23 protein-coding genes are annotated in these 20,095 nt (G+C 65.0%); 12 read left to right on the plus strand and 11 right to left on the minus strand.

All coding sequences use genetic code 11. The annotated features are described in order from the left end of the window. The first annotated feature begins 2 nt into the window (after positions 1 to 2). Genes secF through XI04_RS17640 form a run of 4 tightly spaced genes read left to right on the plus strand, consistent with a single transcriptional unit; the run spans position 3 to position 3,627 of the window. A complete protein-coding gene (secF, locus tag XI04_RS17625; RefSeq protein WP_028144477.1) occupies positions 3 to 1,022 on the plus strand; it encodes a protein translocase subunit SecF in 1,020 nt (339 codons plus the stop codon). 60 nt (positions 1,023 to 1,082) lie between these two features. Then, positions 1,083 to 1,466, plus strand: coding sequence for an Mth938-like domain-containing protein (locus XI04_RS17630; RefSeq protein ID WP_028144478.1), 384 nt, complete (start codon positions 1,083 to 1,085; stop codon positions 1,464 to 1,466). A 7-nt stretch (positions 1,467 to 1,473) separates the two neighbouring features. Continuing rightward, positions 1,474 to 2,337, plus strand: coding sequence for a phytoene/squalene synthase family protein (locus tag XI04_RS17635; protein WP_271609463.1), 864 nt, complete (start codon positions 1,474 to 1,476; stop codon positions 2,335 to 2,337). A 45-nt stretch (positions 2,338 to 2,382) separates the two neighbouring features. Continuing rightward, the gene (locus XI04_RS17640) at positions 2,383 to 3,627 is read left to right on the plus strand and encodes a threonine ammonia-lyase (RefSeq protein ID WP_038949153.1); all 1,245 of its coding nucleotides are present in this window, start codon (positions 2,383 to 2,385) and stop codon (positions 3,625 to 3,627) included. A gap of 32 nt (positions 3,628 to 3,659) precedes the next feature. On the opposite strand, the gene XI04_RS17645 is transcribed toward XI04_RS17640, so the two are convergent. Next, positions 3,660 to 5,213: a winged helix-turn-helix domain-containing protein gene (locus tag XI04_RS17645; RefSeq protein WP_271611072.1), complete on the minus strand. Its 1,554-nt coding sequence runs from the start codon at positions 5,211 to 5,213 to the stop codon at positions 3,660 to 3,662. Positions 5,214 to 5,339: 126 nt separating this feature from the next. Here XI04_RS17645 and XI04_RS17650 point away from each other — a divergent pair, with 126 nt between their 5' ends. Next, positions 5,340 to 5,801: a cupin domain-containing protein gene (locus tag XI04_RS17650; RefSeq protein ID WP_038949151.1), complete on the plus strand. Its 462-nt coding sequence runs from the start codon at positions 5,340 to 5,342 to the stop codon at positions 5,799 to 5,801. A gap of 56 nt (positions 5,802 to 5,857) precedes the next feature. On the opposite strand, the gene XI04_RS17655 is transcribed toward XI04_RS17650, so the two are convergent. The 5 genes from XI04_RS17655 to XI04_RS17675 all read right to left on the minus strand — a co-directional run bounded on the left by XI04_RS17655 (position 5,858) and on the right by XI04_RS17675 (position 10,590). Next, positions 5,858 to 7,036: an aminotransferase class V-fold PLP-dependent enzyme gene (locus XI04_RS17655; protein WP_271609460.1), complete on the minus strand. Its 1,179-nt coding sequence runs from the start codon at positions 7,034 to 7,036 to the stop codon at positions 5,858 to 5,860. A 91-nt stretch (positions 7,037 to 7,127) separates the two neighbouring features. Continuing rightward, positions 7,128 to 7,685: a CAP domain-containing protein gene (locus tag XI04_RS17660; RefSeq protein ID WP_028144484.1), complete on the minus strand. Its 558-nt coding sequence runs from the start codon at positions 7,683 to 7,685 to the stop codon at positions 7,128 to 7,130. 93 nt (positions 7,686 to 7,778) lie between these two features. Further along, positions 7,779 to 8,873 (minus strand): serine/threonine protein kinase, encoded by a 1,095-nt coding sequence (locus XI04_RS17665; protein WP_038973380.1) that lies wholly within the window; start codon positions 8,871 to 8,873, stop codon positions 7,779 to 7,781. A 7-nt stretch (positions 8,874 to 8,880) separates the two neighbouring features. Continuing rightward, positions 8,881 to 10,308, minus strand: coding sequence for a methylenetetrahydrofolate--tRNA-(uracil(54)-C(5))-methyltransferase (FADH(2)-oxidizing) TrmFO (gene trmFO, locus XI04_RS17670; protein ID WP_271609459.1), 1,428 nt, complete (start codon positions 10,306 to 10,308; stop codon positions 8,881 to 8,883). 129 nt (positions 10,309 to 10,437) lie between these two features. Next, positions 10,438 to 10,590 carry a DUF1127 domain-containing protein gene (locus XI04_RS17675; RefSeq protein WP_007590701.1) on the minus strand — a complete coding sequence of 51 codons (153 nt, stop codon included), beginning with the start codon at positions 10,588 to 10,590 and terminating at the stop codon, positions 10,438 to 10,440. Between the two features lie 589 nt (positions 10,591 to 11,179). On the opposite strand from XI04_RS17675, the gene XI04_RS17680 reads away from it, so the two are divergent. Then, complete coding sequence (locus XI04_RS17680) at positions 11,180 to 11,506, plus strand: hypothetical protein (RefSeq protein ID WP_038949145.1); 327 nt, start codon at positions 11,180 to 11,182, stop codon at positions 11,504 to 11,506. A 70-nt stretch (positions 11,507 to 11,576) separates the two neighbouring features. On the opposite strand, the gene XI04_RS17685 is transcribed toward XI04_RS17680, so the two are convergent. Both XI04_RS17685 and XI04_RS17690 read right to left on the minus strand, forming a co-directional pair. After that, a complete protein-coding gene (locus tag XI04_RS17685; RefSeq protein WP_028144488.1) occupies positions 11,577 to 12,401 on the minus strand; it encodes a lytic murein transglycosylase in 825 nt (274 codons plus the stop codon). 128 nt (positions 12,402 to 12,529) lie between these two features. Beyond that, positions 12,530 to 13,438, minus strand: a complete 909-nt coding sequence (locus tag XI04_RS17690; protein ID WP_271609458.1) for a DUF2189 domain-containing protein — start codon at positions 13,436 to 13,438, stop codon at positions 12,530 to 12,532. A gap of 335 nt (positions 13,439 to 13,773) precedes the next feature. Between XI04_RS17690 and XI04_RS17695 the strand changes: the two genes are divergently transcribed. Continuing rightward, positions 13,774 to 14,175, plus strand: a complete 402-nt coding sequence (locus tag XI04_RS17695; RefSeq protein WP_028144490.1) for a DUF3597 domain-containing protein — start codon at positions 13,774 to 13,776, stop codon at positions 14,173 to 14,175. A gap of 65 nt (positions 14,176 to 14,240) precedes the next feature. Here XI04_RS17695 and XI04_RS17700 read toward each other — a convergent pair whose 3' ends face one another. Further along, positions 14,241 to 14,516 carry a GNAT family N-acetyltransferase gene (locus XI04_RS17700; protein ID WP_038973376.1) on the minus strand — a complete coding sequence of 92 codons (276 nt, stop codon included), beginning with the start codon at positions 14,514 to 14,516 and terminating at the stop codon, positions 14,241 to 14,243. Between the two features lie 317 nt (positions 14,517 to 14,833). Between XI04_RS17700 and XI04_RS17705 the strand changes: the two genes are divergently transcribed. After that, positions 14,834 to 15,229 (plus strand): SPW repeat protein, encoded by a 396-nt coding sequence (locus XI04_RS17705; RefSeq protein WP_028144492.1) that lies wholly within the window; start codon positions 14,834 to 14,836, stop codon positions 15,227 to 15,229. A gap of 49 nt (positions 15,230 to 15,278) precedes the next feature. On the opposite strand, the gene XI04_RS17710 is transcribed toward XI04_RS17705, so the two are convergent. Continuing rightward, positions 15,279 to 15,554, minus strand: a complete 276-nt coding sequence (locus tag XI04_RS17710; protein WP_028144493.1) for a GNAT family N-acetyltransferase — start codon at positions 15,552 to 15,554, stop codon at positions 15,279 to 15,281. Positions 15,555 to 15,641: 87 nt separating this feature from the next. Next, complete coding sequence (locus XI04_RS17715; protein WP_028144494.1) at positions 15,642 to 16,001, minus strand: hypothetical protein; 360 nt, start codon at positions 15,999 to 16,001, stop codon at positions 15,642 to 15,644. Between the two features lie 94 nt (positions 16,002 to 16,095). Here XI04_RS17715 and XI04_RS17720 point away from each other — a divergent pair, with 94 nt between their 5' ends. The 4 genes from XI04_RS17720 to XI04_RS17735 all read left to right on the plus strand — a co-directional run bounded on the left by XI04_RS17720 (position 16,096) and on the right by XI04_RS17735 (position 20,050). Then, positions 16,096 to 16,593 (plus strand): hypothetical protein, encoded by a 498-nt coding sequence (locus tag XI04_RS17720; RefSeq protein ID WP_271610104.1) that lies wholly within the window; start codon positions 16,096 to 16,098, stop codon positions 16,591 to 16,593. Positions 16,594 to 16,698: 105 nt separating this feature from the next. Further along, positions 16,699 to 18,306 (plus strand): acyl-CoA synthetase, encoded by a 1,608-nt coding sequence (locus tag XI04_RS17725; protein WP_038949143.1) that lies wholly within the window; start codon positions 16,699 to 16,701, stop codon positions 18,304 to 18,306. A 9-nt stretch (positions 18,307 to 18,315) separates the two neighbouring features. Further along, complete coding sequence (locus XI04_RS17730) at positions 18,316 to 19,176, plus strand: PCC domain-containing protein (RefSeq protein WP_038973377.1); 861 nt, start codon at positions 18,316 to 18,318, stop codon at positions 19,174 to 19,176. Positions 19,177 to 19,282: 106 nt separating this feature from the next. After that, the gene (locus XI04_RS17735; RefSeq protein ID WP_028144498.1) at positions 19,283 to 20,050 is read left to right on the plus strand and encodes an AAA family ATPase; all 768 of its coding nucleotides are present in this window, start codon (positions 19,283 to 19,285) and stop codon (positions 20,048 to 20,050) included. The last annotated feature ends 45 nt before the right edge of the window (positions 20,051 to 20,095 follow it).

Raw genomic sequence — 20,095 nt, forward strand, 5'->3', positions numbered from 1 at the left:
TCGTGACTCACACCGTTCTCATCGGGCTCGGCGTCCTCATTGCCGTCCTCACCGTGGTTGCCGCGCTCGGCCTGCTGCCGTCGCTGCGTATCGTCCCTGACGAAACGCATTTCGATTTCACGCGCTTCCGCCGCATCAGCTTCCCGATCTCGGCGGCGCTGTCGATCGTCGCGATCACGTTGTTCTTCACCCATGGCCTGAATTTCGGCATCGACTTCCGCGGCGGCACGCTGCTGGAGGTCAGGGCGAAGTCGGGCGCCGCCGACATCGCCGCGATGCGCACGACGCTGGATGGATTGCGTCTCGGCGAAGTGCAGTTGCAGCAGTTCGGCGATGCCGCGAACGTCCTGATCCGCGTCGCAGAGCAGCCGGGCGGCGATGCCGCGCAGCAGGAGGCGGTGCAGAAGGTTCGTTCCGCGCTCGGCGATTCCGTCGAGTATCGCCGCGTCGAAGTGGTCGGCCCGCGCGTCTCCGGCGAGCTGCTGGCCTTCGGCATGCTCGGTCTGATGCTCGCGATCGTCTCGATCCTGATCTATCTCTGGTTCCGGTTCGAATGGCAGTTCGCGTTAGGGGCCATGATCGCCAACGTGCACGACATCGTGCTCACGATCGGCTTCATGTCGATCAGCCAGGTCGATTTCGACCTGACCAGTATCGCCGCGCTGCTGACCATTCTCGGCTATTCGCTCAACGACACCGTCGTCATCTACGACCGAATCCGCGAAATGCTGCGGCGCTACAAGAAGATGCCGATGCCGCAGCTGCTCAACGAGTCCATCAACTCGACGCTGTCGCGCTCGATCATCACCCACTTCACGGTGACGCTGGCGCTGCTGGCGCTGCTCCTGTTCGGCGGGCACGCGATTCACAGCTTCACCGCGGTGATGATGTTCGGCGTGGTGCTGGTCGGCACCTACACCTCGATCTTCATCGCGGCGCCGATCCTGATCTATCTCGGCGTCGGCGAGCATCGCGAGGATGCGCCCGATACGGCACCACCGGCGAAGAAAAGCAAGGCATGATCCGAACCGCATGCCCTCGCAGGCGTTTGCGAGGGCAGTAAGCCCATTCGGACAGAGCTCATGGCCGGCGATCCCAATGCACCGCATTTCCCGCGCTCGGCGCCGATCGAGGCCTATGGCAAGGGCGGCTTCGCCTTCGCCGGCATGTCGCATCGGGGCTCGCTGCTGTGCCTGCCCGACGCGATCTGGGCCTGGGACGTGACGGATCCCCAGAAGATCGACCGCTATTCGCTGGACCGGGTCTTCACGGCCGCCAACAGCATCGACACGCTCCTGATCGGCACCGGAACCGGCGTCTGGCTGCCGCCGCCGGCGCTGCGGCAGGCGCTCAAGGCGGTGAGGGTGGTGCTGGATACGATGCAGACCGGCCCTGCGGTGCGCACCTACAACATCATGATCGGCGAACGGCGGCGGGTTGCCGCTGCGCTGATCGCGGTGCCATGAACAGCACATGAGCAGCGCCGCGCCGCCGCCCGATTCCGTCACCTTCTGCGCCGATCTCGTGCGCAGCCATGACTTTCCGCTCTACGTCGCGACGCTGTTCGCGCCCGCCGCCGAGCGCCGAGCGCTGCTGGCGCTCTATGCCTTCAATGTCGAGATCGTCCGCGTCCGCGATCAGGTGAGCCAGCCCTTGCCCGGCGAAATCCGCTTTCAATGGTGGACCGACATGCTCTCCGGCCACGTCCATGGCAGCGCCGAGGGCAATCCGGTGGCGGCGGAGCTGCTGCGCGCGATCCGCGATTTCGACCTGCCGGTCGAGCCGCTGTCGCTGCTCGTCGACGAGCACCAGTTCGACCTCTACAACGACCCGATGCCGACCATGGCGGCGCTGGAAGGCTATCTGGCCGCGACCTCATCGGCGCTGTTCGCTCTGGCGGCGCAGATCCTGGCGCCGCCCTCGGACGCCACCGAGCATCTCGCCCGTCATGCCGGGCTGGCGCAGGGCATCGTCCAGGTCATTGCAAATCTGCCGCGCGATGCCGCGCACCGGCAGCTGTTCCTGCCGCAGCAGCTGCTGACGAGCCACGGTTGCAACATGGAAGATGTGTTCGCCGGCAAGGAGACGCCGAATTTGCGTTCCGTGCTGGAGCAGCTCGCGGGCGAAGCGAGGCAGCATCTGGCTACGGCCCTGTCGTTGCTGCCGGAGGTGCCGGCAGCGGCGCGGGCAGCATTTCTGCCGATTGGACAGGTGCGGGCCGACCTCAAGCTGCTGTCGCAACCCGGGCGCAATCCCTTCACGCCGAGGCCATCGTCCCGGCTGCGCACGCTGTGGACGCTGTGGCGGGCTTCGCGGTCGCGCGAGTTTACCAAATAGCGGCTGGCTTATCGCCTGAGCCGGCCAAATGCCCTATGCTGTCCTATGGCTGACTTGTCCCCAATCCCGCCCTTTGATCTCAGCGGTCTGCCGGTCGCCCCAAGCGACATTGCTGCCGCAGCCGAGACGATCAGGGGCGCCGTCGTCGAGACGCCCTGCAGCTACAGCCGCACGCTGAGCAGTATCTGCGGCTGCGAGATCTGGCTCAAATTCGAGAACCTCCAGTTCACCTCCTCGTTCAAGGAGCGCGGCGCGCTCAACCGCCTCACCGCGCTGGCGCCGGAGGAGCGCGCGCGGGGCGTGATCGCGATGTCGGCGGGTAACCACGCGCAGGGCGTCGCCTATCACGCCAAGCGGCTCGGCATTCCCGCCACCATCGTCATGCCGGTCGGCACGCCCATGGTGAAGGTCGAGAACACCAGGCATCACGGCGCTGAAGTGGTCGTCACAGGCGCGACGCTGGAGGAGGCGGCCGCGTTCGCGCGAAGCCACGGCGAAGCCAAAAGCATGATCTTCGTCCACCCCTACGACGATCCGCTGGTGATCGCGGGGCAGGGCACGGTCGGCCTGGAGATGATGAGGGCCGTGCCGGAGCTCGACACGCTGGTCGTGCCGATCGGCGGCGGCGGCCTGATCAGCGGCATCGGCATCGCGGCGAAATCGATCAAGCCGTCGCTGCGAATTCTGGGCGTCGAGGCCTGGCTCTATCCCTCGATGTACAACGCCATCCATGACGGCAATCTGCCGGCGCGGGGCGACACGCTCGCCGAAGGCATCGCGGTGAAATCGCCCGGCAAGATCACGACCGAAATCGTCCGACGCCTCGTCGACGACATTGCGCTCGTCAACGAGGCCGAGCTCGAGCGCGCGGTCGCAACCCTGATCTCGATCGAGAAGACGGTCGTCGAGGGCGCCGGCGCCGCCGGCCTTGCCGCGCTGATGTCCGATCCGTCACGCTTTGCCGGCCAGAAAGTCGGTCTCGTCCTGAGCGGCGGCAATATCGACACGCGGCTGATCGCATCCGTCCTCACGCGCGAGCTGGCGCGCGAGGGGCGGCTGACCCAGCTCTCACTCGACATTCCAGACAGACCCGGGCAATTGGCCGCCGTCGCGGCCCTTTTGGCCGAGGCCGGCGCCAACATCATCGAGGTTTCGCACCAGCGGACCTTCTCCGACCTGCCGGCCAAGGCCACACTCCTGCAACTCGTCATCGAGACCCGCGACAGCGCCCATCTCGACGAGGTGATGGCGAAGCTCAGTGCGTCCGGACTGAGCGCGCGCTGCACCTAGGGCACGTTGAAGACGCCAGGCCGAGCCGAGCGCTACTCCGGAAGGCCTGCGATGCGGAGGGCGTCGCCGAGCGAGGAAGCAAGCGCTGGCGCGCAGTTGACGCCCTGAAATTGACGGCCATAGCGGAACGTCGGGTGCAGCTCCAGCACCCGCGCGGCCGCCGCCTTCGCCTCCTGCAATCGTCCAAGCTTTGCCAGCGCCGCGGCCAATTGCACATGGGTGATGCTGTGGCGAGGATTGGCTTGAACCGAGCGGTAAGCGGCGCGGCACGCATCCTCATATCGGCCGTGATGGAAGTGCCCGAGAGCCTGGGCGTCGAAAGCGGCGAAAGCCCATGGATCGAACGGGCTGAGCCGCAGGCCTCGTTCGCTCCATTCGATAGCGCGGTCAGCATCTCCGCCCCAGCCGAGCATGACGCTGCCGAGGATGTAGGTCAGCGCCGATGATGGGCTGATGGCGAGCGCGGCCTCGAACGCGATGAAGGCTGCGGGGCGATCGTGCCCGTCCATGCCGATCGAAAAGCCTGCGAGCGTGAGAGCAAGCGCATCATCCTGGCCATGGGCGATGGCCGAGCGCGCGTGGCGGATCGAGGCCTCGCGATTGGCCTCCTGCAAACCGGCTCGAAGAAACAGGCAATGATGGCACATCGCTGCATTGCCGTGCGCAAGCGCATACGCAGGCTCGAGCGCGATCGCACGTTCGAGCAGCACGAGCGCCTGGGTGACCTGGGCTGGCATGCCGGAATCAACGTCCGGCTGGGCGCGCAGGACGAGATCATAGGCATCCAGGCTGTCCGGCCGCTTGCGCCTGACCCTGTTGATCTCGGCGCGCCGCAGGCTGGGTGCGATCGCACCGACGGTCGACGATGCGATGTCGTCCTGGAGGGCGAAGACGTCTTCGGACCGGCGGTCAAATCGCTCGGCCCATACGTGCATGCCAGTCGACGCATCGATCAACTGACCGGTGATGCGGACCAGCGTGCCGGTCTTGCGGACACTGCCTTCCAGCACGTAGCGTACGCCAAGTTCGCGGCCGACCTGCTTCACGTCCACCGCGCGGCCCTTGTACGCGAACGTGGAATTCCGCGCGATCACGAACAGCCAGTTGATGCGCGAGAGGCCGGTGATGATGTCGTCGACCATCCCGTCGGCAAAATAGTCCTGCTCCTCGTCGCCGCTCAAGTTCGTGAAAGGTAGCACTGCGATCGACGGCCTGTCGGGCAGTGACAGCAACGGCGCTTGCGGTGTTGCTCGTGCGGGATCCGGATCGGACTTCGTCACGGTCGGACCGACATAGCGATAGCCACGGCGCGGCAGCGTTTCGATCCAACGCGCCTCGCCGGAGATGTCCGCCAGCGTGCGCCGCACCGCCGCGATCTGGACGGTCAGGTTGCTGTCCTCGACGGCCTGGGCGGGCCAGGCCGCCTCGATCAAGGCCTCCTTTGAAACCGGCACACCAGCCTGCCGGACGAGGAGCGCCAGCAGCAGCACTGCGCGCTGTCCGAGAGCGGTCGGCTCAGCACCGTGGAACAGGATCCCCGCATCGCCATCGAGCCGAAAGGGACCAAATTCAAGGATCGTGGCCATCGCCGAAGAAGGCCACATTTCGCAGGTTTTTTGCAACGTTTTCCGAACGGCTTCGCGACTTTCCGGCTGGACGGGACCACCATCGCGCGAGCCGTGAGGAACGCTGCAACAGCGATGGAGGTGTACATGACCGCGAAACACGTCATCCGCAGGCCCGGCGAGACCGAGGGGGTCACGCTGCGCGGCCAACCAATGGCCTTCCTGGTGACGGGCGAGGACACCAGGCACACGAGCATGTTCGACTGGACAATTCCGGCAGGATTCGCCACCGGCCGGCACGTTCATCGTGTCCAGGAGGAGACCTTCTACATGCTCGAAGGCGAGTGTGAATGGTTCGTCGGGGATGAGATTGTCCGGGCAACCCCAGGAACCTTCCTCTTCATTCCTCCCGGTGTTCCCCACAACATCACCAACGCGAGCGAGAAGCCCGCGCGTGTGCTCATGACCGTATCCCCGCCGGGACACGAGCATTACTTCGAGGAGCTGGCGAAGCTGACAGCAAGCGGTCGCCCGGATGCGAAGGCCATCAGCGAGCTACGCGCCCGCTTCGATACCGACCAGCTCTCGGCGCTGACGACAAGAGCTTGAAGCCCAGACGGCGCGACTGTGGACCGACTTCAAGGCCCGGCCGCGCCGGCCTTTTGTTACCGTGCCGCCAGATCCGCCAGATGAGCGATCAGCCGATCGATCTCGGCTTCCGTGTTGTAATAATGCGGCGATGCCCGCACGACATGCGGCAAGGCGCGAAGTTCGGCATCGATGCGCGTGCTCGACGGATCTGAAGCGCCGATGGTGATGCCTGCTGCAGCGGCACTGGCGACAACGGCGTCCGCCTCGTGCCCGTCCAGCGTGAAGCTGACGATGGCACCCGGCGCGCGTCCGAGGTCGCGAATGGTGATGCCGGGAAGGGCCGCGAGGCCGTTGCGAAGACGGCCGGCAAGCATTCGGCAGCGTTGTTCGATCGGAGCGATGCCGATCTCCAGGGCGTAGTCGACGGCGGCGCCGAGGCCCAGCCGGGCCGCGTAATTGTTCTCCCAGGTCTCGAAGCGGCGTGCATCGTCGCGAAGCCGATATTCATCGCGCGAGACCCAGGGCGCGGCGAAGTGATCGATCATCGGCGGCTCGAGCCGTTGCAGCAGCGCGCGGCGAACGTAGAGAAAGCCGGTGCCGCGCGGGCCGCGCAGGAATTTGCGACCCGTGGCCGACAGCATGTCACAGCCGATGGCTTCGACGTCGACCGTCATCTGGCCGACCGCCTGGCAGGCGTCGAGCAGATAGGGAATGCCGCGTGCCCGCGCGATCCTGCCGACCGCTGCCGCCGGATTGACCAGTCCGCCATTGGTCGGGACCCAGGTGATCGCGATGAGCTTTACGCGCTCATCGATCATGCGCTCGAGCGCGTCGACGTCGAGCTCGCCGCTGGCATCGCTCGGCACGACGTCGATCGTCGCGCCGGTCCTCTTGGAGACCTGTAAGAACGCGACATAATTGGCCGCGTATTCCGCCTCAGCAGTCAGGATGCGGTCACCCTTGCGAAACGCAAGCGCGTAGAACGCCATCTGCCAGGCGACCGTCGCGTTCTCCACGAGCGCGATCTCGTCGGGTGCGGCATTCAGCAGACGCGCCACCGAGCCGTAGACCGCTTCGAGCCGGTCGGTCTCGCGATCCGCGGCCGCATAGCCTCCGATCTCGCTTTCCAGATCGATATGCTGCTTCATCGCCGCGACAACGGAAGTCGGCATGAGCGCCGCCCCCGCATTGTGGAGATACGCGAGCCGACTGGCGGCCGGTGTGTCAGACCGAATTTGGTCGATGTCGATCACCAACGCCTCCACTTCTCGCGATCCCTCATGCATGAATTAGACGCGCCGAAGGGGCCGAGCAAGACGTCGGGCCAGGGACGTCGGCTGGATCTCAGATGCAGAGCCCGAGCAGCTTGACGTGGCAGTTGCTCGATTTGGGCTTGCTCGCAGGCGCAGCTTCCCGCTTCACGGCAATTAGGGGCTCCTTGTCCTTGTTCTTCTTGCCCTTGCCCTTCGGCTCATAATCGCCGGCGATCACCATGGCCCAATAGGTGCGCTTGCCGCTGGCATTCCTGGCGCTGGCGATGCCGACGCGGGAGGCGTTGTGCAGCAACAGGTTCTTGCGGTGCCCGGACGAGTCGATCCACTGTCCCAGGGTCTTCTCGAAATTGTCGTAGCCGTAGGCGATGTTCTCTGCGGCGCGGCCCGCGCCGGCGGGCGCGACGCGGCGGTTGAAGGGGCCGAGCGCGTCGTGACTGAGGTCATCTTTCGCCGCCATCGCGCGGGCCTGGTCCATGGCGATGCGGTCGAGGGTGGAATCGCGGACGACGCGAACTTCACCGTGCTTGAGGCGGAAGCTGGAGATCAGCTCGGCCGGGGTCTCGGCCATTGCGGGCGCGGCCGCCAGCAGCAGAAGGCCGGCAATCAGGCCGCCCACCAGATGATGCATCATCGTCCCCCGAGCGCCCATGACTCCGCCGCGCCTGCCTTGTCCGACCGCTTCTCTATCGCCAATGTGGACGCTTCAAGGCGAGGCGGGCCGTCAGTGAGTTGGCAGATCCGCCTCGAAGTTGAAGCGGTCGCGCAGATTTTTTCGCTGTTCCAGGATGTCCTTGAGGAAGGCGCGGTCCTGGTCGTTCTTCATCATCGGCTCGATCAGGTCGAGCTGGTTCATGGCAACCAGTTGCAGGATCTCGGTGCGCGGCTTGCCGCCGGCGTCGCGCGGCAGCGCGTGCACCACCTGGATGTGCTCCGGCGGTTTCGGCCCCTTTGCGGCCGCAAGCTCGTTCCGCAACTGGCCTTCGAGCGTGGCCTGGTCGGCTTCGACGAAGGCATAGAGCCCGACGCCGGAGCGGCGGTCCGCGAAAGCCACGATGGCGGTGTCGCGCACGGCCGGGTTTTTGCGGATCAGCTCGGTCAGCACCGGCGCGTCATTCACGAGCCTGCGGCCGCCGCCCTCGCGATCGGTGAAGTTGAACAGGCCGCGCGTGATCGCGCGGTAGACCTTCTTGCCGGTGACAAGCCACAGGCTGGCGGCGAATGACTTCTTCGCAAGGATCTTTCGCTCGCGCGGCGTCAGCGCCTCAGGTGCGTAGGAGCGCTTGTGTTTGAGCAGATGCCGGAGGTCTTCATAGGCCAGGATGCGATAGAGCCGGCCGCGCCGTGCAAAGCAGGCGGCGAGCTGGAAGTCGGTGACATAGGCGAGGCCGTCGCGGCCGACCAGCCAGTTCTGTTCCTTGGCAAGATCGTTGTGGCAGATACCGGCGCGGCGCAGCCGGCGCAGGGCCGCCTTGGCCGAGCGGAAATAGGCGAGGTCGCCATGCGGCTTTGCCAGATGCAAAGCGACGCCGTCGACGAAGCCGCGCACCAGCGCACGGCGTCCGGCCCACAGCAGCTCCGGACCAACGTTGAGGCCTTTGGCGAGCGCCAGAGCGTGCTTCTCGCGGGCGAACAGATGGCGCGCCAGGAGAAACGACCACCACGGCACCTCGTCGAGCCGGCGCAGCACGGCATCGACCTCGCCGCTCTCGCCGCGGAAGCGCCCGCGCTCGACGGTCGAGAACACGTCGCGCTTGAGCAGAACGCCCTCGGTCCAGCGCGCCGAGAGCGTCGCGGCGTCGTCTTTGGGGAGGCTCATCGCAAACTCACGCGGCTGCGGCAATGCGCAAATGATCGGCGATCCAGCGATCGAGATCGGCGAGTGCCAGTGCGCTCATCGCCTGCTTCTTGGCCACCGTCTTCTCGTTACCGCGCATGCGCGTGCCGTCGGGTTTCTTCGTCGGCGCGGTCGCAAGCGGTGGGAATAGACCGAAATTGATGTTCATCGGCTGGAACGACCGTGTGCCGGGCTCGATGGTCTCGATATGGCCGCCGGTGATGTGGCCGAGCAGCGATCCGAGCGCGGTCGTGCCAGGCGGGCTGACAAGCGTCTCGCCGCGCGCGTCCGCGGCTGCATAGAGACCGGCGATCAGGCCGACGCTGGCCGATTCCACATAGCCCTCGCAGCCCGTCATCTGGCCGGCGAAGCGCAGCCGCGGCTGCGCGCGCAGGCGCAGCTGACCGTCGAGAAGCTTTGGCGAGTTCAGGAAGGTGTTGCGATGCAGGCCGCCGAGGCGGGCGAACTCGGCCTTCGCCAGCCCGGGAATGGTGCGGAAGATGCGCTGCTGCTCGCCATACTTCAGCTTCGTCTGGAAGCCGACGATGTTGTAGAGCGTGCCGAGCTTGTTGTCCTGGCGCAGCTGTACGATCGCGTAGGCTTTGGTCGTGGGATCGTGCGGGTTGGTGAGGCCGACCGGCTTCATCGGGCCGTGGCGCAAAGTCTCGGGGCCGCGCTCCGCCATCACTTCGATCGGCAGACAGCCGTCGAAATAGGGTGTGTTGGTCTCCCACTCCTTGAACTCGGTCTTCTCGCCGGCGATGAGCGCAGCGACGAAGCCGTCATACTGCTCCTTGGTCATCGGGCAGTTGATGTAGTCCGCGCCGGTGCCGCCGGGGCCGACCTTGTCATAGCGCGACTGAAACCAGGCCACCGACATGTCGATGGATTCGCGGTGCACGATCGGCGCGATCGCGTCGAAGAAGGCGAGCGCGTTCTCGTCGGTCAGCTCGCGGATGGCATCGGCCAGTGGAGCGGAGGTGAGGGGACCGGTTGCAACGATGACGTTGCTCCAATCGGCCGGCGGCAGGCCCTTGACCTCGCCACGGGCGATCTGGATCAGGGGATGGTCGTTCAGCGCCTTGGTGACGGCCGCGGAGAAGCCGTCGCGGTCGACGGCGAGAGCGCCGCCAGCAGGCACCTGGTTGGCGTCGGCTGCACGCATGACCAGGGAATCGAGCCGGCGCATCTCCGCATGCAGCAGGCCGACGGCATTGTTGGCGGCGTCGTCCGAGCGGAACGAATTGGAGCAGACGAGCTCTGCGAGCCCGTCGGTGCGGTGCGCTTCGGTCATGCGGGTCGGCCGCATCTCGTGCAGCACCACGGGCACGCCGGCCTTGGCCACCTGCCAGGCGGCTTCAGAGCCGGCAAGGCCGGCGCCGATCACGTGCACGATGTTGGATTGAGGTCCTGTCATGGGGCGGACAGGTAGCGCTTTTCGGCGGGGAGTGGAATCGCCGAGATCGAGTTTTCTGCCGCTAGATGCGACAACGCCCGCACGAGGCGGGCGCTATCGGTCCGTTCCGGTGGAAGGGCTGAAACGATATCAGCCCTGATACTGACCGGCGGCAACGCGCGGGATGTCCGAGCGATCGAGGCCGATATCGGCCAGTTCGCGATCGCTGAGCTGGGACAGCTCGGCAACATTGCGCTGATAGTCCCGGAAGGCCTGGATCATGCGGATGAGCGAGAGCAGCATTGGTAGTCTCCTGTAGTTCGATTCAGCCCTTGCCCGGACTGCATCGTTGAAATGAATATAAGTGAGAGTGGTGCAGTGCGAAAGTTCCGATGTTGCGATGCAGCTAAGCGAGTAACGCATACCGTGGGTAAGGGACGCTTAACCTCTCGCCAGCCTCGCCCAAGGCTTCGGCCGTATGCATCGAATCTAGCCACAAACGCCCGTGTAATCACGGGTTTAAGGGCTGTCGATTGATCTCGATCATAGCCGAAATAGGTTGCGTTCCTGTCACCGGCAAGTCGGACGCTCAGCTTCTATACCCAAGTCCGGCATGCGTGATTCGCATGAAACGAACCTCGCCGATCTGAATTTAAATTCACTTCTTGTAATGGTCCTAGGGGCTTTGCCGGAGCAGGTTGGGCGACGAAATGCAGCGGAACGGCCCATTCGCACCCACGATAACGCAGCGCACACACCCCGAGCGTGTGGCGATGATTACCGAGATGTAATGAAAATCAGAAATTTCGCATGCGGCTCTGCGTGGCGCGCAACATCACGCAATTCTCGCGGGGAATTTATTGCGGCAAGTTGCCGCGTCGGGAGGAAAGTCATGTTGCAGATTCCGGCAATGTCGCCGGGTCTGTCCCAAGATCAAGAGAAGGAAGGTAACGTCATGACGAAGTTACTCGGGGTTATCGCAATCGCCGCCGTCGCGTTCGCCGTCGCGCCGGCCCAGGCCGCCAAGCACGCCACGGGCGGTTGCAGCTCGGCCAATCTGGAGAAGACGGAGACCGCGATCGAGAACATGGCCGACGGTGACAGCAAGTTTGTGGCGCAGAAGGAGATCGCGGCTGCGCAGGATTCGCTGCTCAACGGCAAAATGGGCGCATGCGGCGCGCATCTGAACAAGGCGATGCACGCCACCATGGGCAAGTGATGGGTAGGTAGACGCACAAGAGAGGGCCGGTCGCCGGGCGATCGGCCCCTACGCGTTTGTTGATGGGTGTTTAGGGGGCGCGCGCCAGCTGGGTGGCGAAATAGGCGACAGTCTTGGAATAGACCTCGCTCTTGTTCCACTGCTGCAGCACCGCGAAATTCGGACTGCCCGGCTGCCAATCCTTGCCCTTTTGCCAGCCATAGCCGGCAAGATAATTGGCGGTGGAGGCGAGCACGTCGGGCGCGTTGTGCAGGAGGTCGCGCTTGCCGTTGCCGTCGAAATCGACGGCGTATTTCATCCAGGACGACGGCATGAACTGGGTCTGGCCGAGCTCGCCTGCCCAGGCGCCCTTCATCTCGGCTGGCACGAGATCGCCGCGCTGGACGATGCGCAGTGCGTCCAGCAGCTCGGCGCGAAACTGCTCCGCGCGCCGGCAATCATAGGCCAGTGTTGCGAGTGAGCGGATCGTGCCGAACTTGCCGGTGTTGACGCCGAAATCGGTCTCCAGGCCCCAGATCGCGACCAGGACCTCGCCGGGAACGCCATAGGTCTGCTCGATGCGCGACAGCACCGAGCCGTACTGCTTCATCCTGTTGGAGCCGCGTTCCAGGCGCGGCGGCACCATGCGGCCGGAAAATTCCTCGAAGGTCTGGGCGAAGACCTTTTGCGAGCGGTCGCGGTTGAGCACGCTCTGATCGAGTGTCACGCCGGCGAGACCAGATGCAATGGCCTGCTGTGAAATGCCCTTGGCCGCAGCGTCGGTCTTGAAGTCCGCAAGCCAGGCATCGAAATTGCCCGAGCCGCAGGCAACCGCGGCGAACGCTGGCTGGGCGGACAGGATTGACGCGGAGAGAGCGAAGGCTGCGAGAGCGAGACGAGAAATCGTCGAGGTCATTCGAGGTAATGAATTCCGTGAAGCGATCTGGCCGGCCGGCAATCTCGATCGGAACCGCGGCCAAAGCAAGGCGTGCGACAGGCCGCGATCCTGCCCGAACCAGGGCAGGATCGCATGTCACGATATCGTCAGGCGTCCGTCCTATTACGCCAGGGGAAGAGGTTGGCCGGGAAGTCGGCAGCCGGCTTGCGCGGACGATGCGGCGGGGGCGGCACCGGACGTGCACCGGGCTCCGAGACGATCACCTTGCGGTAGAGATGCCAGGTGGCATGGCCGAGCAGGGGGATCACCACGGCAAGGCCGAGGAACGCCGGGATCGTGCCGAGCGCGAGCAGGACCGCGACGATTACGCCCCAGGCCGCCATCGGCACCGGGTTCCTGGCGACCACGCGCAGCGAGGTGCTCATCGCCTCGAACGCGCCGGCATGGCGATCCAGCATCAAGGGGAACGACACGGCGCTGATGCACAGCGCGGCGAGCGCGAACAGGAAACCGACGCCGCAGCCGACCACGATCAGCCACCAGCCCTGCTGCGTCGTCAGCACGCGCGTCATGAAGTCCGAGAGTCCGGTCACGCCCTCATAGCCGAACGCCGCAACATAGATCGCCTGCGCGGTCGCAACCCAGGTCACGAACAGCGCGAGCAGCAATGTGCCGAGGCCGAGCATCGCTCCGAACGAAGGCGAACGCAGCACCTCCATCGCATCCCAGGCGCTGGCTTCCTCATAGCGTTCGCGCCGGCTGGAGAGCTCGTAGAGACCGAGGGCCGCGAAGGGCCCGATCAGCGCGAAGCCGGCGGCCAGCGGAAACAACAGTGGCAGCACCGAATAGCCCATCACCACGCGGGCGAGCACGAGGCCGAGCACCGGATAGATCACGCAGAGGATGATGGCGTGGCTCGGCACGGCCTTGAAATCTTCCCAGCCGCGCCTCAGCGCATCGTGCAGATCGGACAGCTGGATGGTTCGGATCACCGGTCCAGCCGCATCAGTGGGCTGGGCCATCGTGGGGACATTGCCCTGGTAGAGTGTGGCCATGGTCGCTAGCTCCCTTGCCGAGCAGCCGAATTCGGCGCCGGCAAACGGCGCGAGCGGCCGCCATTCTCTGAAGTCCCGCGATCCCGACCAGACGCGAATTCCGGATAACATCGCGAGCTGAGCTGGAAGCGTACGCCCATTTGCGAGTCCTGTCCCTCACGCTTGGGTGAAATTCGATGCCGCAGCGCAACTCGACGGTGTCATTCGGTCGTCATTTCGCCGCAGATAAGCTGATGCTGCGTGCTGGCTCGCGGAACTTTGCGGGCGCTACGCAGTAACTTGGTCTATAAGTGCCACTCAAGGCCCTTCCAACGGATCCTTTTCGGGGAGCAGACATGAGCATTTTCGGGAAAATCATGAGCGCGATCTTCGGCAGCCAGCCGGCTTCCGCCGCGCCCGCCGGTGGCGCAGCGCCGGGCAGTGCGCCCGCAGGCGCCGCGCCGGACGCTTCGGCTCCGGCAGGCGCGCCCATGGCCGCGGTCGACGTGGCAGCGATCGTCGACAAGGCGGTGGCCGCGCACAAGGGCGAGAAGCTGGAATGGCGTACCTCGATCGTCGACCTGATGAAGGCGCTCGACATCGATTCCAGCCTCGCTGCGCGCAAGGATCTCGCCAAGGAGCTCGGCTACAGCGGCGACATGAATGACTCCGCCAGCATGAACGTCTGGCTGCACAAGCAGGTGATGTCCAAGCTCGCCGCCAATGGCGGCAAGCTGCCGCCGGAGATCAAGCACTGACTGCAAGCACTGACCGACCGCTGGTCGCGTCGCAAGGGCCCGCAGTCGCGCGGGCCCTTTTGCTTTCAGGCGACCAGATCCGCGTCCTCCGGATGCCTGTCGAGATAGTCGACGACGAAGCCGCAGCCGGCAATCACCTTGCGGCCGTCGCGCCGGATCAAATCCAGCGCGCCCTTGATCAGCTCGGAGGCGATGCCGCGGCCGCGCAGCGCGCGGGGCGTCTCGGTGTGGGTGATGATGACCGCCGTCGGGGTCAGCCGGTAACTGGCGAAGGCGACCTCGTTGCCAACACCGAGTTCGAAGCGGCTCCTGTCCTTGTTGTCCCGTACCGATGCCACCATGCAAGATCCTTCCGCCGTGCGTCTGACGCGTTGATCTAGGAGCCCGTCCCCGTCCTTGGCAAGGCGCGGCCATGGGAGCTTGCCGCACGGCAGATATCTGCAAACGCGCGTGCTTGTAGCTGCAGCGCAGTACGAGAAGCCATCCTTGGTGAACACCACGCCGGCTCCAATAATTACCGGCGACACCCTTGCAAGTTCCACGGCGGCTCCCACGTCCTCTCAAGGACATACGCCCGAATGCGGCCGGCAGGGTCGCTAGACATTCGGAGTGTCATGATTGCCAGCCGCAGACGTATGCCTCTTTGCAGGAGGTTACGATGTCGGACTTTGGTTTCTTGAATACTCATCGAACATGGGAAGACTGGTGCGGGATGCTGCTCGGCGCGCTCATCGTGGCTTCGCCGTGGTTTCCCATCCAGGATCCGGCGATTGCCGGGCACCCGACGGCGATCCTGAATACGGTCGCAATCGGCCTGGTCGTATTTGGCATCAGCCAGCTCGAATATGTCGCCTTGCAGCGCTGGCAAGAGGTGACGACGATCCTCGTCGGACTGTGGCTCATCGCCTCGCCTTACGCCCTCGGCTATTCCGCTGACGGCTTTCTCCGCATCTACCACACGAGCCTCGGCGCGGCGGTGGTGCTGCTGGGCATCCTTCAGCTGTGGCAGGACTGGGATCTGAACGATCAGGACATGCTCAAGCACGGACGATAGGCCGTAGATGTCGGCAGGCCCGCTGGCTTTGGGCGGCGGGCCTGTGCTCTCACCTCGCCACGAGGTCGGAATAGTCCGGATGCTTTTCGATCCATGCCTTCACGAACGGGCATTGCGGGATCAGCTTCAATCCGGCGGCGCGGACCTGGTCGAGAGCGCCTTGCACCAGCTTCGAGCCGACGCCCTTGCCGCCGAGCTCCTTCGGCACGTCCGTATGCTCGAATGTGATGACGTTGCCATCGAGCTTGTAATGCTCGGTCGCAAGATTGCCATCCACTGCGAGCTCGTAGCGGCAGTGGTCCTTGTTGTTGATGACGTTGCTCATGTTGTCGCCCCTCCAGCTGCCAGCCTCGCGCACCAAGTCATAACGCACGGTCGCGCCGGCCGGTTTCCGATGTTGAGGTCGTTCGGTTCAATCGGCCGCTTTGGCGAGCCTGGAATCTTCGGGCTGCTGCGGCGGACGCAGGCATCCCTGGCAGATGACCAGGGAGCGGTTGACCCTGGCATCCTGCTCGGCCTCGCTGGCATCCTGCGCCTGCCACCATTCCTTCGACTGAGGCTGAAGTCCGGCCTGCGATGTGTTGCGCTCGGATCGGGCCGCGGTCCGTGCTGGTTGTGCGGCTGCCCGCGGTCGATTGGGATCCTCGCCGGCGCCATCCCAGGCGTAACGCGCAGGCTTGAAGGCGGGATCGGAGGCCAGATGCGCCTGTGGCGCCACGGCACATCCGGCGAGCGCCAGCGACAACAGGAGGAAGGCGGGCGCTTTGACCATGATGCGGCACTCTTTACGCGAGAACTGAGCGAGGGTGCGCCGATCATGTTTAAAATTCCCTGAACGATTGCGGCCGCGCCGGCGACAAACGCGCATGCGCTATTTGATGCTTCTGCTCGCTCTGTTCGTCTCCGCCGCGCGCGCGGAGGATGCAAAGCCGTTCAATCCCTCCGACTATCCGCCCGGCGTGCAGAAGGCACTGCGCTACGCCAACGAGGAATGCACCAGCCAGGACGGTGGCGAGGTGACCTTCGCGCCCGATACGGTGCGTAAGATCGACCTGACCGGTGACGGCCGCGACGACTACATCGTCGATTTCCAGGACACCAAATGCGGCGATCGCGAGACGACCTATTGCGGAACTGGCGGCTGCGTCATCAACATCCTGGTGACGCTGCCGGACGGCAACGTTCGCCCGGTGTTTGACGGCTATGTCCTCCGCTACAAGATCATGGCCCCGCCGATGAAGCGCGGCGCTGCGCGCACCGTCCGCTTCGATCTTCATGGCAGCTTCTGCGGCGGCTTTGGCCCGCAGACCTGCGTCAAGCAGAAGGCGATCACGGCGACGCCGTTTGCGTTCAAGCAGCCGTAGGGGAGCCGTGCATCCGGCGGCCTTGCAGGGGCGCGGGCGATGGCGATAAATGGGCTGCAATGAGCCGGCGGCCAGCGCGCCGTCCGCCCTCGAAGAGGAATCACCATGCAGCCCCTGCGCATGTCCCGCCGCGTCATGAATCTCGCTCACATGCTGACCCAGAATGCGCGGCGGCATGGCGCGCGTCCCGGTTTCGTCTGGGGTGACAAGTCCTGGAGTTGGCGGCAGATCGATGCGCAGGTCTCGGCGCTGGCGGCGGCGCTCGCCGCGCGTGGCATTGCCAAGGGCGACCGTATCCTGGTCCATTCCAAGAATGGCGCCGAGATGTTCTTCTCGATGTTCGCCGCGTTCCGGCTCGGCGCGGTCTGGGTGCCCACCAATTTCCGCCTGATGCCGGATGAGGTCACCTATCTCGCAGAGGCCTCCGGCGCCAAGGCGTTTCTGTGCCATGTCGATTTTCCCGAGCATGCGGCGGCCGTGAAAGGCGGCGCGCTCGAGTTCACCTGGAGCGTCGACGGCAAGGGCGCGTTCGGCGAGCGCTCGGTTGCTGAGGCCATTGCCTCGCAGGCCGGCGCCAATGTCGCGAATGTCGCTGTCGAACACGACGATCCCTGCTGGTTCTTCTTCACCTCGGGCACCACCGGCCGCTCCAAGGCCGCGGTGCTGACCCACGGCCAGATGGGCTTTGTGATCACCAACCATCTCGCCGATCTGACGCCCGGCGTCACCGAGAACGACGCCTCGCTGGTGGTGGCGCCGCTGTCGCATGGCGCCGGCGTGCATCAACTGGTGCAGACCGCGCGCGGCGTCTGTACTGTCTTGTTGCCGACCGAAAAATTCGACATCAACGAGGCGTTCCGCCTGATCGAGATCCATCGGGTCGCCAATCTCTTCACGGTGCCGACGATCCTGAAGATGATGGTCGAGCACCCGGCCGTCGACAAATACGATCATTCCTCGCTGCGTCACGTGATCTATGCGGGGGCACCGATGTATCGCGAGGATCAGAAGACCGCGCTGAAGAAGCTCGGCAAGGTCATCGTGCAGTATTTTGGCCTCGGCGAGGTCACCGGCAACATCACCGTGCTGCCGGCAGCGCTGCACGATCCCGAGGACGGCCCGCACGCGAAGATCGGCACCTGCGGCTTCGAGCGCACCGGCATGCAGGTCTCGATCCAGGACGACGAGGGCCGCGAGCTCGCGGCCAACCAGAGCGGCGAGATCTGCGTGATCGGGCCGGCGGTGCTCGCAGGCTACTACGACAATCCCGAAGCCAATGCGAAGGCGTTCCGCAACGGCTGGTTCCGCACCGGCGACCTCGGCCACATGGATGAAGAGGGGTTCGTCTACATCACGGGCCGCGCCTCCGACATGTACATCTCCGGCGGCTCCAACATCTATCCGCGCGAGATCGAGGAGAAGATCTTGACGCATCCCGCGGTCGGCGAGGTCGCCGTGCTCGGCGTACCCGATGCGACCTGGGGCGAGGTCGGCGTCGCCGTCTGCGTGGCGCGTGCCGGCGAGAAGGCGGTGAGCGAAGCCGAAATGGCGGCGTTCCTCTCGCCGAAGGTGCCGCGCTACAAGATGCCGAAGCGGTTCTTCTTCTGGGAGGCGCTGCCGAAATCCGGCTATGGCAAGGTCCCCAAGCGCATGGTGCGCGACGAGCTCGAGGCGCGCGGGCTGCTCGATCTCGACAAGACGAAGACAGGCTGAGCGCAGGTGATGAGGAGTATCACGCAGCCGGGCGCGCCCATCGCGGAACGCATTCAATGGGTGGAGGCGAGGGGGCGCGCCTTCTCGTTCACGCTTCCGGCAGGTCTGCCGCTGCTGGAAGCCGCACGGCGTGGCTTTGCGGCGGAGGGATTTGCCGGCGGCGTGCTCAACTTCCGGCACGGCGCGCTCGGGCCGTTCGCCTATGTCATGCCGGCGCTGTCGAAGACCGGCGAGAACGCGGCGTTCTATAGCGACACGTACTGGCCCGGCGGCGTGACGCGCACGAAGCTCGGGAGCATGACGCTCGGCATGCGCGACGGCGTGCCGTTCTTTCACTGCCACGGGCTGTGGACGGAGGCGGACGGCAAGGCGAGAGGTGGCCACATGCTGCCGGACGAGACTGTTGTCGCCGAACCGTTCGAGGTCGAGGCCTTCGGCCTTGATGGCGCGATGTTCGCCGCCGAGTCCGATCCCGAGACCAATTTCAAGCTGTTCGGGCCGGTGGCGGCTGCGAGCAGCGGCGCGCGCACCACGGCCAGCGCCTTCGCGCTGCGGCTGCGCCCCAATCAGGATCTTGCTGGCTCCCTCGAAGACTTCTGCCGCACGCATGGCATCGCGCGCGCGAAGATCCATGGTGGCGTCGGCTCGACCATCGGCGCGCGCTTCAGCCATGGCGGTGTGACCGAGCCGTTTGCGACCGAGCTTGCGGTGACGGCCGGTCTGATCGCGCCCGGGCACTCCGGTGCGATCGAAGCGGCGCTCGACGTCGCGCTGGTCGACTACACCGGCGGCTTGGCGGAGGGGCGGCTGGTCCGCGGCGACAATCCCGTGCTGATGACGATGGAGCTGGTGCTGGAGGCGCTGGACTAGGTTGCGACCGGGGCTCGCCGGGAGCCCCTGCCACTTGCGCGGCATCATTGTTCCCGTTACGTTCCGGTTTGAGATCGCCGGTGGCGGAACGGACGGAGAGACGACCATGAGCCGGCGAGGTCATCGCACGATCAACCTGCCGGCACCGTATCTGAAGCGGGTCTGGCTCGACCCGTCGAAAGTTCACGATCGCGAGGCCTATCCGTTTTGCCTGCCCATCTTCCCGGATGATTTCGAGCTCAATTTCGACGCTGCCATCACGATTATCGTTGGAGAGAACGGCACCGGGAAGTCGACGATCCTCGAGGGCATCGCATCACTCGCCGGCTACGACGATGCCGGCGGCGGCAAGGGCTATATGCCGGTCGACCATTCCGAGGCGCGCGAGAAGATGGGCGGCCAGCTCGGCAAGGCGCTCCGCGCGAGCTGGCTGCCGAAGATCAGCAATGGCTGGTTTTTTCGTGCCGAGAGCTTTTTCTCGGTCGCGCGGTATCTGGACAAGGCCGCGCGTGATGCCGGCCAGGCCGGTCCCGATTTCCTGTCGCACTCCCACGGCGAAGGCTTCCTGCGCTTCTTCGAGGAGCGTTGTCAGCGCCAGGGCATCTTCATCTTCGACGAGCCGGAATCGGCGTTGTCGCCGGCGCGCCAGATCGAGTTTTTGAAGCTGCTGCGACGCATGGAGGATTCCCGGATCTGCCAGGTCATCATGGCGACCCATTCGCCGATGCTGATGGCTTACCCGAATGCGCGGCTGCTGCGGCTGGCGAAATATGGGCTGGAGCCGGTGACGGTCGAGGAGACGGATCATTACCGGTTGATGCGGGAGTTTTGTGCTGACCCGCGCGGGTTTGTGGAGGCGACGCTGGAGGAATAGCTGAACGTGTCTGACGGCTGTTCTCTCCGCTGTCGTTGCGAGGAG

The organism is Bradyrhizobium sp. CCBAU 11430 (genome assembly GCF_028128855.1).
Taxonomy (GTDB): domain Bacteria; phylum Pseudomonadota; class Alphaproteobacteria; order Rhizobiales; family Xanthobacteraceae; genus Bradyrhizobium; species Bradyrhizobium ottawaense.